We start from the raw sequence: 17,213 nt of genomic DNA on the forward strand, positions 1-17,213 counted from the left end.
CAAGAGTGGCTGGTGCGGGACGGCCTGACCTATCCAGCGATGCCGATGGAAGGGGGCATGCCGAACTATTTCACCATCAATGGTCGCGCCTACCCTTCAACCGACACCATCAAGATGAAGATCGGCGAAACGCTCAAGATTCGCTTCATCGGCTCCAGCACCGGCTTCATCCATCCCATGCACATCCATGGCGGTCCGTTCATGGTGGTCGCTCGCGACGGCGAGACCCTGGCGCCGGCGGCACGATTCAAGGCCGACAGCATCTAATGTCGGTCCCGGACAACGTTACGACGTGATCTGGACGGCGCTCAAAGCCGGCAAATGGATAATCCATCGCCACATCTCGCACCACACGACCATTAACAACGCCGAGCAACAGGGTGGCGGTTGTTTGATGATGGATGTCGATCCAAACACTTAAACTGGCCCACCGTCTCGTAGATGTAGACCGTTTGCCGTTGACCAGTATGGCGTTACCTCCACTGGCTTTGCCCTTCGCGCTGGCGATTGGAACGCGTTTTGCCGAAGTCACCTCGGCGCTGTTCCTTGGCTATGCGACGCTCGTGATCGGATCATATAATTTTGGAGCCCTTGGCGGTTGGCACACGCAAACGATTTGTCGTTCGGGGTGTACATTTACGCCGGTCCAATTCAGCAGGCGCTCATCAATGCAATGCCGGGAATCTCCGCCTTCAACTTGAAAGCTTGCGTACTCCCGCTTGCACTGGCTGTTGTATCGGTCTCGTGGCGCATGGTGGAACGTCCTGCGCTGCAGACGAGGGATGCGGTCCGGAGATTTTTTGAAAGCGCCCTTGTCCAAGGGCCTTCTTCCGCAATGCAGGGAGAGGTTGCGCGCTAAAAACAATGCCGTTCACACATCGAAAAAGTCTCGGGTCGTCAGCAGAATTGTATTGATGATGTATGACGGCAGCGCGCGGTCGCTGAAATATTCCCTCACCTGGAGTGTGCTGACCAAAAGGTCCAAGCAAGAGCGCGGTCAGCAAAACGCAGACAATGAGACCTGGGAATATGCTGAGTGCGCGGCCGCAGGCAAAATTTACACTTTGCGATCGCAGCAAACTGGTCGTGACAAGAACGCCGCTCAAAATGAAAAACACGGCATGTTCTCCGAGCGAATGCCCAGTCCGCGCGTAAAGTGGTTCAGTTCCGCCGCGCCCGGCAGTGGACCAGTAAGCAGGTGACACCAGCACGGCGACGGCCAGCCAACCGGACGACGCCGAAACTATTGACCTCCGGCTTCAAGATATCGCTTAGGAGGATGCGACGGCCGGGCAATCGTTCAAACATGGCGACTACTCATTTTTTTTTGGCGCTTACGAAGCAGAACTTATCCCTCGTGATGACTGGCTGTGTTGGGGCAATGCAAAATGCTTGATGACGTTTTAAGATTTGTCGCTATTTGGCGAACGCTGCCGCCGTAATGTCGTGTGAAGCGGCACCATATCCGACGAACCCAAACAACCCGTATACATGCCAATAGCGGTGATCAGCTTGGCTGCCAGATGCAGAGCACAATGACCCCTTCAACGATGGCCCGTCAGCAGCTCAAAATGTTACGCAGAATAAGGGCTGCGGTCGCTCCGACAGCATCGTGATGGCACGTCCGACACTTAAGCAGAGCACAAGCACCGCATCAAGCACGCCTTCAATTGGTCAGCGGTCGTTTCTATTTGAATACTAACCCTGTGCTTAGCGAAATGTATCGGATCTCGAGCCGGTACGTAGCACTTAGGTTAGATCTAACAGGCAATGCCGTAACCGTTCAGCCATCGGACGTGAACGACGCAGCAGCGGTTTAATTGCTGTGGAGACGATTCCTCTGGATCGTCGTGGTTGGGCGGCTTCATTATCATCGGAGCAAAACAAATTCGCTGCGCGCACGAAAAAGGTCAAGGCCAGTCGGGCGTTACGCGGCGTTACAAATACGACGCTATAGCTGTCGAGAGTTCACTTGATTTTGCAGTGACCGAGAGCAATCTGTCGATTGCAAAGTGAGTGTTCTTTATGGCCATGCACCACATCATATTCGCCCTCATGTTGTCGATGACAGTGGCTTTCGCACCCACGGTCGGAATGGCTATGGCAAAGTCGAGCAGCGTAGCTGCACAAACAAACGTAGCGCCGTCCAATGATTGTCTTTGCCGTAGCTGCACGCAAAATTGTGAAGCGAAGAAAGTATGCGGAAGCGCTCACGGTTGCACCAGCCCATGCTTTTCAGCGTGGGGCGTCGTTCCGGTGGCGTTCGAAACAATTCGGCCAGATCACGACGCGTTTCCAACATTTGCCGACACACAACTGTCCTCTTCGTCAATTGAGCCCCCCTCTCCTCCTCCTCGATCGTGATGGTTTAATTGTCGCACATTGCGACACAACGCAAATCCTGCCGACCAATTTTTGGTTGACTGGTTGCGTGCGCCGACCGCGCACCTTGAATTCAGCTCTAACCGACGTCTTGCGAACCGAGTTCACGACCCGCGGCACTGAGCGCGACTGGCCCACGCAAATCCTCGCCATGACGTCTCCCGACACTCTCGATTGAGAAGGACAACATCCATGAAAACGATCTCAAGAACCACCATCGTGGCATTCGCATTTGCGCTTGCTTCGTTTGCCAGCCAAGCGCAGGCCCACACTATCATACGGTGGCTGCCCAAGAGTGGCGTTCCGTACTCTGTTCCGCACGAAGAACCCCGAGTTACGTCAACCTCTCGGTATGCCGCTGGCAGCGAAGTCGAGGCGAAGCGAACGCTGCACGGAGTGAAACGATTTCATGTGCATCATGTGCATTTGGGTCAGTAGCTGATCGGCTACGCGGCTAGGCAGTTAGAGAACGGCCGACTTTAGATAGATAGATGGCAGGCGCGAACGAAGAGCTGGCCGGATCGCGCCTGAGAGCTTAGTTCCACACCGACAAAGATAGTCGTTCGCCGTGTTCTGGTTATCGTTATCAAAAACCGACGGCTAACTTAGGTTTTTTGGCGCATTTCGGCGCCACATCCAGTCCTGCGGATATGCACGCGGGCGCACCCGCTTCACGAGCGAGAAAAACCGCAACAACAAGGAAACAAGAAATGCGAAAAGGGCGGCGAATAAGATGGCCGCAGCAGTGATCATACGATCGCAATGAAGAAATCCCCGAAATGGTGCCGGGCGGATTCCCGCGGGATTACCTCCCAGCTACGAATCCAGAAAAATTCTGGCGACACCTTTGGAACGTTACAACCGTCGATTTGCAGGGCTGGCCCTTGCCACTCCAAAGGCAGGATACACGGACTTGCGGTCGCAAATAGCCTACCACCTTCAACATGGAGAAGACGAATGCGGAGAATGATGTTCTTAAATGCCGCCGTGGCGATATGCAGCTTTAGCCTGTTAGGCGTGCCACTGGCTCTTGCCCATGAGGGCGAGGAACACCCGGCCGCCTCTGCCTCTACCAGCTTGCCGATAGTTGCCGGGGAAATCCAAAAGGTCGACGAGGCTTCGGGCAAGATGACCATAAAGCATGGCGCGATCATCAACCTCAACATGGAGGCCATGACGATGGTCTTTAAAGCGAGTGATCCCGCGATGCTCAAAGTCGTTAAAATCGGCGACAAGATCATGTTTACCGCCAACAAGGTCAACGGTCAGCTAACCGTGCTGTCGATTAAAAAAGCGAAATAGCGACAAGTCGACCAACGCGGAGGACGGCTGTGCCGTCCCCGCCAATTTAGGGAGAAAACTCAAGGGTACAGGGCTCATTCTCGTTTTGTTTGTCTCAACCTCATTCGCATGGATCGCCATTGGGTTATCCGCCGCCGCGTTCGCACCGCGAGCCGATGCCTATCCGATGGAATTACGATTTGTCCCTGCCCAAACGGTTCCTGTTGACACGCGCGGCTATCGCGTCTGTCACAACCTCCCGCCAAGGGTTGCTTGCTACACGACATTGTCAGGAGATCGCGTCGCGATCCATGCACGTGCTCTGCAGGCCCGCCGGACCCGGCGCAGCACAGCAATTCAGCGGATGCACCATTTGCAGTAGACATGGAGCTGCATGGTCATGCAGATTTAAGCCATGACGGGCGGCGCATTGTCCGGTGCAGCGCTACAGAAGCAACAAGCCGCCGTGGCATCATGTTATTGCCAGCCGGCAGATATCAGCCGGCCAATGCTGGCACAAATCCATGGCTGCGCAAAAGCGATCATCTGCGCTTGGGAAATTGGGGATAGGCCGGGAGCTTGATCTTCATATTACCCGGGCCGAAGTCCGTTAAGTTGGCAGGGTGAGGGACCGCAAATGGGCCGGTCGGCGCCTTGCCTCCGGTTCTTAGAAACTCGGCGTGGCCGATCAGACCCTTCAGCTGCTCCGGCCGGCTCTCGCGCACGGCGTGCCGGTATCGCTCATAGTTCGAGCGACTCAGACAACCCGCAGTCGCCAGATGAGCATCTTTGTAGAAGCCCTTCGCGATCAGGACGAGAGTGTAAACAGGACCGCCGAATAGGAAAGTGCTTTCCAAGTCCACATCCTCGGGCGTGGCGTGGCGCCAAATTTTGAGGTTCTCCCGGAAACGGTCGGACAGTTTCACACCCTCGCGGGCCGCCTTCCAATACTCGCAGTCCTGACGATTGTTGAGATGATAATGGAGCTGCACGAAATTGCGCACCTCCTCGTAGAGACGCCTTATCTGGCGATTATATGCGGCGGCGAGTTCGGGCTCGAAATCCAGCGTAGGCATGTAGTGGTAGAGCCAGCGCACCCCCACATCCGACATGAAGATTGCCGTTGCCTCGAGAGGCTCGATGAAGCCGCTCGAAAGACCTAGAGCGACGCAATTCTTTACCCAGGCATTGCGCACGCGCCCCGTCCGAATTGGGATGATCCGCGGTTCGCAGCCCTTAGCCTGGTCGCCATAAAAAGCGAGAAGTTCTTCGATGGCCTTGTCGTCGGAGATGAACTGGCTTGAGAAGACATAGCCAGTGCCGATGCGCGACGTTAGCGGGATGTTGAAATTCCAGCCAGCTGAGAAAGCGGTTGCCCGCGTCGTCGGCGCTATTACGCGGGGATCCTTGTGGGGAATCTGCACAACAGCTGCGCGGTCGTTTAGGAGATAGTCGCTATAGGATTCGAAAGGTTCGCCAAGCGCCTGCTGAAGGATTGAGCCCCTAAAGCCGGTGCAATCAATGACGAGTTCGATGGGGTGCTCGTCCTGGCGGCGTAGGTTCAGCGATTTGACGAAACCGCGGTCGTCAAGATTGACGGCATCAACATCGTCCAAAATGTGCCTCACGCCGCGACTCGTCGCAATGTCCTTCAGCATAGAGGCAAGCTTGGTGGCGTCGAAATGATAGGTATAGCCGACCTCGCCGCTGAAATCGGGCTGGCCCGGGCGTCGCGGCGCGAGATTGCCGCGAACGATGTCAACGACTGGCGAATAGGCACGCACGTAGGCCATGCCTGCCACCGACGCGGCGCGCTGCGAATCGAAAGCCACGAAGTAGTCCGCGAGCTGGCGCGTATCGATTGAAGGTGGAGCATTGAGGACGTTCAAGAACTCGACGGGTTGGCCGTTGTCGTCGTGGTGCCAGTTAATGAAATGGGCGGCAACCTTGAAGGTCGCATCGGTGGCCTTGAAGAATTCGGTTTCCGATATGCCGAGCTGATGGAGCAATATGACCATGCTCGGCAGGCTAGCTTCGCCGACCCCGATTATCGGAATGTTTGGCGATTCGATCAGCGTTATCTCAACATCGTGCTTGGCATCCTTTGCTTTGCAAAAGCGGTTGAGAAAGGCGGCTGTAAGCCAGCCGGCCGTGCCACCGCCAACGATCGTGATGCTGCGCAATGGTTGGGCCATAAATCACTTCCGCTATGCGCTCTGCAGTTTACGACTTCGACGCGCAAACTTCTTGGCTACCTATTTCTTCAAGCCGTCGGTTCCGAGTCTCGACCGCGAGGCTCATTGCTAACGCTGCGGCCAAGGTCATTGCAACGGCTCCGATCAGCGCCACGGCTGTGATTGAAGGCGTAGCTTTCCCATAGACAACCATAGCGATGACGGCAACTCCGCCGAGTTTGCTGACGCCGGCGGCCAGTCCGGTTCCCCTTGAGCGTATGCGGGTCGGGTAGACTTCAGAGCTGTAAACAGACACGACCGCCACCACCGAGCTCATGCCGCAGATTGGCATTGTCATTAGGATATAGAGCAAGAACCGTTTGCCAGCGATTGCGTCTCCGACAATGACAAATCCAAAGAGTGCCGCCGCCATAGCTGACGATAGGAGTATCATCGTCTTGCGACTACTCCAGAAACCATAAAGCCAAGCGACGAGCAGCGCCAAAGGAAAACCCAAAAGTGCTGCATTCCGAAGAATTGCGTCCGCATCTGCGAACCCGAGTTGACGCAAGTTGGTCGGCATCCAAAGATTGAATCCGAACAGCACCAAACCTGAACCGAAACCAAGGAAAGCTATTACCAGAGTATGCTTTAGAAGCGCAGGGTTAAACAACTCTGACCAGTGGCTTGTTTTGGCGTCTCCGGCCATGGTGTCTATGAGGGCTGGATCGGTCACACGCGCTCCAAAGCGCGCCATTACCTCAGCTGCTTCAGAGTTTTTACCGGTCGCGATGAGAAAGCGCGGGGACTCGGGAATCCATCGGTTTAGTCCGATCAGCGCCAAGCCAGTGGGCAATCCAATCAGCCACAGGATTCGCCAGCTATAGGTTGGGACGAGCACTGTCGCGAGCCAACTGGTAAGAATATACGCTCCAGCAACATCCGCGCCTATAAGCACCATTAACGCGCCGCGGTGCCTTGCCGGAATTGTTTCAGCAAGCAGCGTGTAACAAATGGGGAGCATTCCGCCGACTGTCATCCCCATTAGGAAACACATTGCGAGGTTCCACGAGAAGTCTGGCATAGCGCCGCAAATCGCAGTGGCAATGAAACCGATGCCCGCATAGAGAATCGATGCCCTCCGACCAATTCGGTCGCCGAGCCAACCCCACAAAAACGAACCCAGCACTGTCCCGACGATAGCAAAAAGAGCTATGTACGCGACTGGAGTAGTTCCTCCTGGGTTAAGGGGTGACGATAAATTGTATTCCAGTGCCATGCCCGGCATGACGAACGCCAGAGTCGTTGGCTTCATGACATCGATGGTCACAGCAATTGCCATCGTGATCATCAAACCCACATGGGCCCGGTTGATCTTCGCGTCATCGAGCGTTGTGACTTGAAGTTGGGAGGCTCGCTTCGCAAGTGTGGCCGCGGAACGCGGAAGGAGCCCGTAAAGGCTTGCAAGCAAGCCGACTGCAATCGACAACATTCCAAAGAACATTACCGGATCCGTGGGCATGCCAGATAGTCGATATCCACTCTCGCGGGCCATTAAATACATTGGAATGTGCGCGACAACCCCAATAGTGACCGCTCCAACTCCGAACCAGAAAGCTTTAGCATGGGCAAAAGTCACGCCCCCCATTTGCGAACCGAGTAACATCTGCCGTGCTCCCAAAATTGGACGGCGACGCGCAGCTTGCTGTGACGTGCGCCAGCATCAAGAATTCGCGCCACCTATACGTCCGGGCGTTTCGACTATCGGCACGCCGCAAATGATGGGCGAGCCATCGTGGAGCCAACAAAAGCCTCAAGGAACCTTGACGCGATATTCCCAAATCTTTCACTTTGCGATGAAACGCGCTTGCAAGCCGTGACCATCGCCGAGCTTCGCGGACACAACGACCTTCGCTCCAGCTGCAAGCGGGGCATCAAGCTTAGCCGAAAGCTGATTTGGATCGGTCGGGGATAGGTCAGCGGTGAGTTGCTTGGCCCCGTTCTGGATGATGACGCGACCCGAGGCCCCCTTGGACTCGATCGGCTTACCGCTGCCGTCGGTCAGATACAGCACAATCTCTTTGTCCTTGGTCGTGAACTCCACGTGGTGGCCCGCAACCTCGGTGACCTGTCCGCCATTGGGACCGTTTGCTTCGTCATGCGCCAATGCGACGACAGGGCTTGCGAAGAACAAAGCAGCGATGAGAAATGGGCTTAAGCGCATTGTCGTCTCCTTGTTTCAGGTCAAAATGCTTCCGCGGGTGTGAGGGCCGTTTCCCTGCCAGTCAGGATCCGCTCGAGCGGCTTTCGCCCCAACATCAGGAACAAAACCGGCGTGAGGAAGGTGTCGAGAAGGGTCGCGCTGACCAGCCCTCCGAAAATCGTGACCGCCACAGGATGCAGGATCTCCCGCCCCGGCTCGTCGGCCCCGTAAAGCAGAGGCAACAAAGCGAGCCCAGCCGAAAGAGCCGTCATGAGAACAGGCGTCAATCGTTCAAGGCTGCCGCGGGTGATGAGGTCACGACCGAAACTTTCACCCTCGTAAAGCGCCAAATTGATGTAGTGGCTGATCTTGAGAATTCCGTTTCGGGCGCTGATGCCGGTCAACGTTATGAAGCCGATCATACTCGCAACCGAAAGTGGCTGACCGGCAATCCACAAAGCAAGAATGCTGCCGATCAGTGCCAACGGAACATTGCCCATGATGATCAGCGTCAAAGCCACCGATTGATAGCGCGCGTAAAGTACGAGGAAGATGAGGCTCAAAGAGATCAGCGACAGGCCGCCGATCAGTAGAGTCGCCTCTTCTTGCGCTTGGAACGTGCCCTCCAAGCTCGTACGGTAGCCACTCGGCAAGCGCGCGTCGGCTACGACCTTTCGGATGTCGGAGACGATCTGGGTCATATCGCGTTTGCCGTCTGTATTCGCCAATACGACAATGCGGCGCTGGCCGTTTTCGCGCAGAATCTGGTTGGGTCCGTCGTCCTCCTGCACATCGGCAACGAGGCGCAGCGGAATGTGCCCCGAGGGCGTTGGTATCAGGAGCTCGCTCAGACCTTTTGTCGAGCGGTCAGCTTCTGATAAACGGATCACGACATCAAAGCGACGATTGCCCTGCAAAATTTGTGAGACGACCCGGCCATTCGAGAGACTGTCGAGTGCTTCTGTTACGGCCGAGGGAGTCAGGCCGTAAAGCGCGAGACGATCGTGCTCGACTGCAACCCGAAGCTGCGGGATGCGCACCTGTTTTTCGACTTGCAGGTCTATGACGCCCGGGATGGCGCCCAGGTCGGCACGAAACGTCTCGGCAACTGTGCGGAGCGTATCAAGATCCTCGCCATAAATTTTAAGCGCTATCTGCGCGCGCACTCCCGATAGGAGATGGTCGAGACGGTGTGAGATCGGCTGACCGATGTTGACAGAGACAGGCAGCGCCGAAAGTCGCGCACGAACCTCAGCCAAAATCTCTTCTTTTGACCGATTGGAACGTCTGAGATCGACGTCAATCTCGCTGGAATGAACGCCTTCGGCGTGTTCGTCGAGTTCTGCGCGGCCAGTGCGCCGGCCAACAGAAGTCACTTCGGGCACTTCCAAGATTAGTTTCTCGGCTAGGAGGCCGAGACGATTGGATTCGGCCAACGAAATTCCGGGATTGTAGAGCGCGGAGATCGTTAGCGTGCCTTCGTTGAAAGGCGGCAAGAAAGACCGCGGCAAAAGTGTTGCCGCATACGCCGACGCCATGACGCCTAGCACGATCGCTGTCACAAGCGGCAAGGGGTGTTTGAAGAAAAACTCGAGCGCTTTTCGATTTCCAGACTTGAGGATGCGAACCACGAAACTATCTCGTTCGTGACCTTGACGCGTCTTGCCCAGCAGATAATAGGCGAGAACCGGCGTGACAGTGATCGACGTGATCAAACTCCCCAGAATGGACACGATATAGGCGACGCCAAGCGGCGAAAACAGCCGGCCTTCAATTCCCGAAAGCGCAAAAAGCGGGACGAAAACGAGCACGATGATGATCGTGGCGTAGAAGATGCCGGAACGCACCTCCTGAGAGGCCCGCGCTATGACATCGAGCACCGGCTCGGGCAGCCTCAGCGCCCGATTTTCCTTGAGCCGTCTCAGGACATTTTCAACGCCGACGACTGCATCATCGACGAGTTCGCCGATCGCGATCGCAAGACCACCGAGGGTCATTGTGTTGATGGTCAATCCAAAGACCTGAAAGACAACGACCGTGATGAGAATAGAAAGCGGAATAGCCGTTAGCGATATGACCGTTGCCCGCCAGTTAAGTAGAAAAAGGATGAGAATGATCGCGACAATGCCGGCCGCTTCGACCAAAACTTTCTCTACGTTTCCGATCGATGTTTCAATGAAGGTCGCCTGCCGGAATTGGATGTTGGTCGCTGAGATCCCCTTTGGCAGGGTTTTTTGCAATTGCGATAGCGTCGACTCTATGGCTTTGGTGAGCTTGACTGTATCGGCGCCTGGCTGCTTTTGCACAGAAACGATCACGGCCGGCTTCCCTCGATAGCCCGCGTCTCCTCGCTTGACGCGGGCGCCGAAATCAACGCTGGCCACTTGGCTAAGAACAATAGATTGGCCTTGGCGATATGCCACGACGACGTTTCGCAAATCTTCAAGTTTGTTCGTAAGGCCGATGTTTCGGATCAGATATTCGCGGCTGTACTGATCGACGAACCCGCCACCGGTATTGGACCCAAAGCGCTTGATGGCAGTCTCGACAGCTTCCGGTGTGATCTCCAGCGTTTGCATCGCCACGAGGTTGGGCGTGACGCGGTATTGTCGCACTTCGCCGCCAATCGGAATGACCTGCGAAACGCCGGGGATCGTCAGCAATTGCGGGCGGAGCACGAAATCGGCAATCTCGCGCACGTCCATCGGGCCGACACCGTCGCTGGCTACCGCGATGAGCATGATCTCGCCCATAATGGACGAGATCGGCCCCATTTGAGGAATCGTTCCTTGTGGTAGCTGAGCCTGGACTAAGGACATGCGCTCGGCAATTTGCTGACGGTTGCGATAGATGTCGCTGCCCCAGTCGTACTCAACGTAGACGATGGAAAGCCCGACGCCCGATACAGAGCGAACCCGCGTCACCCCAGGCATGCCGTTCATCGCCGTCTCAATCGGATAGGTAACGAGTTGCTCAACCTCCTGAGGGGCTAGGCCCTCTGCTTCCGTGATCAGCGTGACAGCTGGCTTGTTGAGGTCCGGAAATACATCGACAGGCAAGCGCGGCAACACGTAGCTGCCGTAACCGATGAGCAGCAAGGCCGCCGCTAGGACAAACAGCCGGTTCTTAAGGCTGGTGCGAACAAGAAAGTTGAACATCGACCAGCTACCCTAGCGCACCTGGTTGACGAGTTCGGCGCCCTGAACAACGACGCGTTGGCCCGTCTCAAGACCAGCCGCGACGAGGACCCTATCTCCGTCAAACGGATTGATACGCACTGATCGCGCGACGAAGCGTTCTGGCTCGGTGTGAAGCCAGACGATATTCTCGCCATTGGAAGCACGCACGACCGCTGCCTTCGGCAATATAATCGCTTGCACCGGCTTCCCAAGACGAACCATCACCGTCACCGGCATGCCCACGTTGAGCGAAGCCGGCGGATCCTTGATCTCGAAGTTCAAGACCGTCGATTGCTGTTGCAGCGTCCGGCTCTGACCGATGAAAGACAAAGAGAGATTTGTCCCCCCTTGAGCGAGAGCAGTCGCATCGGTGAAGGTGTTGGGCGTCGATGGGTCAAATAAGAAAGCTTCGACCCATAAGCTCGAAGGGTTGACGAGCTGAAACAGGACGTCTGCCGTGCCGACGACTTGACCGGCGACAACCTTGGCGCTGGCGATGACGCCGTCAATGGGTGCTATGAGAGGCTCAGGCTTTGTCTGGCTCACGTTTAAGGCGGCTCGCCGCGCCTGAAGACCGTTGAGCTGAATTTCGGTGTCCTCAACCTGGACTCGCGTGCCGGCGTTCACCGCAAATAGACGCTTGGCACGTTCGAGCCGGGTCTCGGCTAGCGCGATTTCTTGATCGAGGTTGCCAGCTGTTTGAGTCGCATCGGACTTGTCGATTGCGGCGATGTAAGGCGTAATATAGCCCAGCACATCTCCGGCCTTGACGGCCTGACCGAGTACCGGAAGACCGTTCTCAGCCAACGTAAAGCGCCCGCCCAGCGTGCTTTGTACAAGCCCGCTGCGGTTTGGATTTGCGATGATACGCCCGACCAATGAGAGACTGGGTTTGGCCGTGGTTTCAGCAGCCCGGACCGTCCTTACGTCCAGTAAGCGTTGCGAAAGTTTTGGAAGGTAGACACTGGCGTCGGGCAACCGGCGCGGAGAGTCTCCAGCAACGAACGTCGGCTGCTTTGCATCGCCATGATCCTCGTCTCCGTGCGCGAAGGCGCCTGGGGGAGGTACGGCCAGAATAATGAAGAGCACAGCAGCGGCGGCAGTCCCCGCCGATTTTGGCCGAAGCCGTTGAACGGTCGATGTATCAGACGCTGTTATTGGCATTTCAGCTTCGGGGACCATCGATTGTTGGTCGACCTTCCTCCGGAGGCGTCGCTTGAATGCAGCCGCCAAGGCCAATCCCAATATGCCAATGGCACCAAGGCTCGCTAGAATCGTAGTTGATTGCGGTATTGCGGCTTCCAGCCATCCAAATGCTGATGCCGGCGCGGTAGCCTTTACCTCACTTGGCACAGGAATACTGAGACCGGCGATCAGGAGGTCGCGTTTATCGCTCTCTTGCACCGAGAAAATGAATTCGTGCTCACCCGGCGTCTGGAGGAGCGCCTCGCTTTTTAGCTTGAAAACGCCACCAGGAGCCGATTGCGGCGGGAACTCAACGCCGTCGATGGAGATCGTCAACTTTGCATCGGTGACTGGAGTATTGTCCAAGAACCGATCGACGAAGACAGACAGCTCAGAGCCATTGGGAACGGCGACGATCTCGTAGCTCTCGCTCGTGGCAACAGCTCGCGGATGCGCCGATATCGGGCTTGCGACCGCCGGCGATCCGTCATCGTGCCCCTCGTGGGCCACAGCCGGTAATGCCGCCGTGAAAGACGCCAGGCATAGTAACGCCGCAAGCCATAGATTGAATCGCATCAAAGCTCTCTCAGTTGTTCCCACACGTCAAGAATTCCGACAGCCTAAGCCCGGAGACGCGAAACTGTACGCTCGATTGCGGGGCCGAATTACCTCAAGCGAGGCCGCTGGCTTGGGAAATTTGGTAACAGATTGCAACAGGCGCCTTATGAGCCAGCTAACGTCGTCACTGTTTCATCGGTAAAGTTGCCTACGTGGCTCGGAAGTGCTCGCGGATCGATCCGTTAGGGCATACGGCGGGGATGGGTCCGGTGCCGGCCGCCTTTTGGCGGAGAACATTTGCCTTAATACTGATTGACGAAAGCGACCTCGCAGCAGCGGCGATTGTCATGTGGTATCCGATGAGCGGGACGATGCGAATGACTGCTTCCTCAGCGCGCGAAGCGAAAATGCAGTCGTGTCCGCAATCGGGATTCAATTGGCTAGCAGCGCTGACACAGTCGCCTTGCGGCGGAAGGGAATGTCGTCGCAAGCGCGGCGAGACCTGCCGCGGCGGTCAGCATGGTCAGAGCTTTGACATTGGTATGCTCGTTCTTATTTACAGTTTTGAACAAATCGCGAGATCGTGACTAGACATGACTGCGACGCTTCGCCCGATGATCGAAACGGGACAATCTAGCGCGCGACGCATGACCTAGCGGCCTTGGTGCGGCGTGTCGGAAAGGGGCGGCCAATTGGTCGGCAGGCGATCACGCTTGTGGCAATAGGTGCGCGTGTGGATGTTGTGGCAATGGCGATAGGAATGCGCGTCGACGAATACGAGCAAGTCCCGCATCGCATAAAGCGCAGAGTCTTTTTGAATGGGCTTAATAGGCGCAGAAATCCCGGTCAGGACAACCGCCGTTAGCGTTATGAGCGCCGCCATTATTGATCTCCTGTTCGGCCAATATTGTCAGTTCGACCATGTCGGAGAAAATGCTACTGCCAATCGCTACCCAAAAGTTTGTACTCGCGTAACTCGCGGTCACGCGACGGGCCCATGTTACACTTTGTTACCAATTTACGCGTAGATGGAGACTTCGTGCCCACTATGTTACAGAGGGGAAAAGCTGGTTGATTTGGGGCAGGTGATGGAGACCGAGCCGCATATTCTTGTTGTCGATGACGATCGCGACATTCGCGAACTGCTGTCTCGATTTCTACGCAAAAACGGATTGCGTGTCGATGTGGCGGCCGATGGCCGCGACATGAAACGCCGCCTAGACGAATCGAAAGTCGATCTTGTGGTGCTCGATCGCGTCATGCCCGGTGAAGACGGTTTGACGCTCTGCCGCGACCTTCGAGCCCAGAGCCGCGTGCCTGTGATTATGCTGACGCTTCTCGGATCGGATACCGATCGCATTGTCGGGCTCGAAATGGGTGCCGATGACTACGTGTCGAAGCCGTTCAATCCACACGAACTCCTGGCGCGCATCAGAGCCGTTCTCCGGCGCGCCAACGATCTGCCGTTACAAAACAATTTGCAGCAAGCGGGCGTTTTGCGCTTCAATGGCTGGAATCTCGATCGCACCCGGCGTCGCCTGATCTCGCCGACAGGGGTCTCCGTGGTGCTTACTGACGGCGAGTTTGATTTGCTCGTCGCCTTTGCCGAACATTCTCAGGTCGTGCTGTCGCGCGAACAGCTTCTTGATCTCGCCCGCGGCCGTTCGGCCATCGCCTACGACCGCAGCATCGACATGCAGGTCACGCGGCTAAGACGCAAGATTGAAACCGATCCCGACGAACCTGAGCTGATCAAAACGGTACGTAACAAGGGATACGTCTTTATTCCGGACGTCGCCGGAGAAGCTGCATGAAACAGGTCCTCGATAGCGTCAAAGGAAGAATAGTTCTCATCCTCCTCATTTTTCTATCGTTGTCACATTTAGTCGGACTGTGGCTCTACGCTCAGCGCAGTGAAGCCGCAACTACGCTTCTGCATGACGCTCTGCTTGCCGAGCGAGTGGCTGTAATCTCAAGACTTGTCGAGAAGACACCCCCTTTGGACCGGCGCGGTCTTCTTAACCTTGTCAGCGGTCCTCTCGTTCGTTTTTCACAACCGTCGGAAGCAGCGCTTGGCGAGATACTTCCAGAAGGCTCAAGGCAGCACGTGTTCGAACATCTGTTAAGCGTATTTCTCAATCGGCCAACACATGACAACATTCGCATCGCTTATTTTGCGTCAGAAAACAACGATGGATTGACGGGACTTCTTGCGGCCGTCAACGGTTCTGCTCATGCCGAGATCGACCATCTGCCGGCAAAGCCGTTGGCGGAAATTCATCCTATCGGCGCGGTAGCGACGGAGATTAAACTCAGCGACGGTACCTGGCTCAAGGCGGTCTCGCCGTTGCTCAGCGTCCAGGCTTTCTCGCCTTGGAAGATCGGGATGCCGCTCGCTGCCATGCTTGCTTCCGTACTCGCTGTTGCTGCATGGGTTCTCCACCGGTGGACGCAGCCCCTAACTTATTTCGCTTCCGCCGCCCAGAGGCTCGGCACAGACATCCACACCCCGCCCTTGATAGAGAAAGGCCCGCTTGAAGTTCGTACAGCTGCACGCGCATTTAATCTGATGCAAGATCGCATCCGCCGCCTCGTACAAGACCGCGTCGCCTTTGCGGCAGCTATTGCCCATGATCTCGGCACGCCGATCACGCGCCTGCACTTGCGGGCAGAAGACATTTCGGATGCATCGATGCGGGAACCAATCCTTGCCGACCTCAATCAGATGCGCCGGATGATCAAGGCCACACTGAGATTTGCGCGTCTCGATTTTTCAGCAGAGGCCGCGGAAGCCGTAGATGTGATGTCGCTGGTACAGCGCGTCTGTGATGATCTCATAGATGTCGGCGACGACGTCTCGGTCAATGGTCCACCGCACGTCGTTATCCGAACAAAGCCCATCGCATTACATCGTGTCATGTCGAACGTCATCGAAAACGCCGTCAAATATGGCAAGTGTGCGAGTGTTGCGGTGATGACGCTCAATGAATCGATCGAAATCTCGGTCGACGATACAGGACCAGGTATTCCCGAGACGCTGCAAACCGAAGTCTTTGAGCCTTTCCGGCGTCTAAGGCAGTTTGGCGACGACGCCGTCGATGGCACGGGGTTGGGTTTGACCGTTGCGCGCAGCCTCGTGCGCGGACTCGGCGGGGATATCACCCTGCGAAATCGTGATGCAGGTGGGCTGAACGTTACAATCTGCCTGCCAAATCAAAAAACAATGGAGCCTATAGCTGCTCTGTAGGATAAGTGCTCGCCTCTCAATCCGGGCGTTGCCGGGCAACATCATAACTCCTTGAAATCAACGCGGACGAAGCTTAGCTCTTGAGGCAGGTCAAATAAGCAAATAACCGATGCAGTATAGCTAGGGACTTCGATTCACTTGCGAACGTGGCTTGCATTCATTGCTGTTTTGATGGCGATCCTCGGTTCGGCGGGACCGGCGAGCGCGCATGATGACGGGATGCTCAGCCGTTCGTCACCATCGATGGGTGCTGGCGCTAATGCGGCGACCCCAGCTAATCAGTTTTATTTCGAAGCAAGCGAGTTTGTCACAAGTAATCCTTGCACAGGGGCGTGCTGCTGCCAGGGCCCATCTCATTGTGCGCCCTGCGGACCGTCGGCGTCTGCAGTTCAGGGATCGGGTTTAGGGTTTGCATTCGAGCCTACGTCACTGCTTATCGACGTCAGGTATGAGGCTATTTCAAAGGCTCTCGATCGTAAATTCGGCTTCGAACGACCTCCTCGAGGCTAAGTGCGTCCAATGTGACGCGGGCCGTTGCCCTGCGCGAAACCTTCGCCACTCATTCGCGCGACTTACAAAAACTGCTTCGCTTCCGCTTCGGGCTTGGCAATCGCCAGAGCAGCACGTCGTCGGGGGACCTTCACCTCATTCACCGAGGTCTGGAATGATTATCCGTGGTTTCGTGGCCGCCCTGTTGTTGCCGGCGCTCGCCGGTTGGGGCGACGAGCCTCCGTGGCCAATGAAGGGGCCGATGCCCGACCGGCCGGTCCCCGTACGTGAGCAGTCCTATGCGCCGGTCGGCGCCGGGACCAAGAACTATGAGCCGGTTGAGCCGATGCCGTGGGGCGACGCCAATCGCCGCGTAACGCCCAAGCAACCTGATGCCAAATCCAAGCCAATGGACCACGACGCCCATTAGCGGCTGCGTGTTGGAAAAGAGGGGACCACATGTGTGGGGGAAACCGAACGGTCCGGCGCGGGGGCGCTGTTTCCGTTTTTATGAT

The 17,213-nt window shown here is 56.3% G+C and carries 11 protein-coding genes and 1 pseudogene; 6 read left to right on the plus strand and 6 right to left on the minus strand.

From position 1 onward, the window contains the following. The 3 genes and pseudogenes from WC811_RS05305 to WC811_RS05315 form a co-directional block, all read left to right on the plus strand. Positions 1-421: pseudogene (locus WC811_RS05305) on the plus strand (multicopper oxidase domain-containing protein); the annotation flags it as partial. 379 nt (positions 422-800) lie between these two features. Further along, on the plus strand, positions 801-1,202 hold the full coding sequence (locus WC811_RS05310; protein ID WP_372641769.1) for a hypothetical protein: 402 nt from the start codon (positions 801-803) through the stop codon (positions 1,200-1,202). Between the two features lie 2,137 nt (positions 1,203-3,339). Continuing rightward, positions 3,340-3,684 carry a copper-binding protein gene (locus WC811_RS05315; protein WP_372641771.1) on the plus strand — a complete coding sequence of 115 codons (345 nt, stop codon included), beginning with the start codon at positions 3,340-3,342 and terminating at the stop codon, positions 3,682-3,684. 521 nt (positions 3,685-4,205) lie between these two features. Here WC811_RS05315 and WC811_RS05320 read toward each other — a convergent pair. From WC811_RS05320 to WC811_RS05345, 6 genes are all read right to left on the minus strand, one after another. Further along, positions 4,206-5,858, minus strand: coding sequence for a tryptophan halogenase family protein (locus tag WC811_RS05320; RefSeq protein ID WP_372641773.1), 1,653 nt, complete (start codon positions 5,856-5,858; stop codon positions 4,206-4,208). Positions 5,859-5,886: 28 nt separating this feature from the next. Next, on the minus strand, positions 5,887-7,503 hold the full coding sequence (locus WC811_RS05325; RefSeq protein WP_372641775.1) for an MFS transporter: 1,617 nt from the start codon (positions 7,501-7,503) through the stop codon (positions 5,887-5,889). 180 nt (positions 7,504-7,683) lie between these two features. Beyond that, positions 7,684-8,061 (minus strand): hypothetical protein, encoded by a 378-nt coding sequence (locus WC811_RS05330; RefSeq protein ID WP_372641777.1) that lies wholly within the window; start codon positions 8,059-8,061, stop codon positions 7,684-7,686. 20 nt (positions 8,062-8,081) lie between these two features. Next, a complete protein-coding gene (locus tag WC811_RS05335) occupies positions 8,082-11,198 on the minus strand; it encodes an efflux RND transporter permease subunit (protein WP_372641779.1) in 3,117 nt (1,038 codons plus the stop codon). Positions 11,199-11,210: 12 nt separating this feature from the next. After that, positions 11,211-12,980, minus strand: coding sequence for an efflux RND transporter periplasmic adaptor subunit (locus WC811_RS05340; protein WP_372641781.1), 1,770 nt, complete (start codon positions 12,978-12,980; stop codon positions 11,211-11,213). 634 nt (positions 12,981-13,614) lie between these two features. Continuing rightward, on the minus strand, positions 13,615-13,845 hold the full coding sequence (locus WC811_RS05345; RefSeq protein WP_372641783.1) for a hypothetical protein: 231 nt from the start codon (positions 13,843-13,845) through the stop codon (positions 13,615-13,617). A gap of 205 nt (positions 13,846-14,050) precedes the next feature. Between WC811_RS05345 and WC811_RS05350 the strand changes: the two genes are divergently transcribed. The 3 genes from WC811_RS05350 to WC811_RS05360 all read left to right on the plus strand — a co-directional run bounded on the left by WC811_RS05350 (position 14,051) and on the right by WC811_RS05360 (position 17,128). Continuing rightward, on the plus strand, positions 14,051-14,776 hold the full coding sequence (locus WC811_RS05350; protein WP_372641785.1) for a response regulator: 726 nt from the start codon (positions 14,051-14,053) through the stop codon (positions 14,774-14,776). Next, positions 14,773-16,209 carry an ATP-binding protein gene (locus WC811_RS05355; RefSeq protein ID WP_372641787.1) on the plus strand — a complete coding sequence of 479 codons (1,437 nt, stop codon included), beginning with the start codon at positions 14,773-14,775 and terminating at the stop codon, positions 16,207-16,209. The genes WC811_RS05350 and WC811_RS05355 overlap by 4 nt, the downstream gene beginning before the upstream one ends. 664 nt (positions 16,210-16,873) lie before the next feature. Then, entirely contained in the window at positions 16,874-17,128 is a 255-nt protein-coding gene (locus tag WC811_RS05360) for a hypothetical protein (RefSeq protein ID WP_372641789.1), read from the plus strand. The last annotated feature ends 85 nt before the right edge of the window (positions 17,129-17,213 follow it).

This window comes from Hyphomicrobium sp. (assembly GCF_041659645.1).
Taxonomy (GTDB): domain Bacteria; phylum Pseudomonadota; class Alphaproteobacteria; order Rhizobiales; family Hyphomicrobiaceae; genus Hyphomicrobium_B.

Bases quoted from the DNA above. Each gene is read 5' to 3' on its own strand.
- WC811_RS05315 (WP_372641771.1), top strand. From the start codon at position 3,340: ATGCGGAGAATGATGTTCTTAAATGCCGCCGTGGCGATATGCAGCTTT.
- WC811_RS05320 (WP_372641773.1), bottom strand. From the start codon at position 5,858: ATGGCCCAACCATTGCGCAGCATCACGATCGTTGGCGGTGGCACGGCC.
- WC811_RS05325 (WP_372641775.1), bottom strand. From the start codon at position 7,503: ATGTTACTCGGTTCGCAAATGGGGGGCGTGACTTTTGCCCATGCTAAA.
- WC811_RS05330 (WP_372641777.1), bottom strand. From the start codon at position 8,061: ATGCGCTTAAGCCCATTTCTCATCGCTGCTTTGTTCTTCGCAAGCCCT.
- WC811_RS05335 (WP_372641779.1), bottom strand. From the start codon at position 11,198: ATGTTCAACTTTCTTGTTCGCACCAGCCTTAAGAACCGGCTGTTTGTC.
- WC811_RS05340 (WP_372641781.1), bottom strand. From the start codon at position 12,980: ATGCGATTCAATCTATGGCTTGCGGCGTTACTATGCCTGGCGTCTTTC.
- WC811_RS05345 (WP_372641783.1), bottom strand. From the start codon at position 13,845: ATGGCGGCGCTCATAACGCTAACGGCGGTTGTCCTGACCGGGATTTCT.
- WC811_RS05350 (WP_372641785.1), top strand. From the start codon at position 14,051: ATGGAGACCGAGCCGCATATTCTTGTTGTCGATGACGATCGCGACATT.
- WC811_RS05355 (WP_372641787.1), top strand. From the start codon at position 14,773: ATGAAACAGGTCCTCGATAGCGTCAAAGGAAGAATAGTTCTCATCCTC.
- WC811_RS05360 (WP_372641789.1), top strand. From the start codon at position 16,874: ATGATTATCCGTGGTTTCGTGGCCGCCCTGTTGTTGCCGGCGCTCGCC.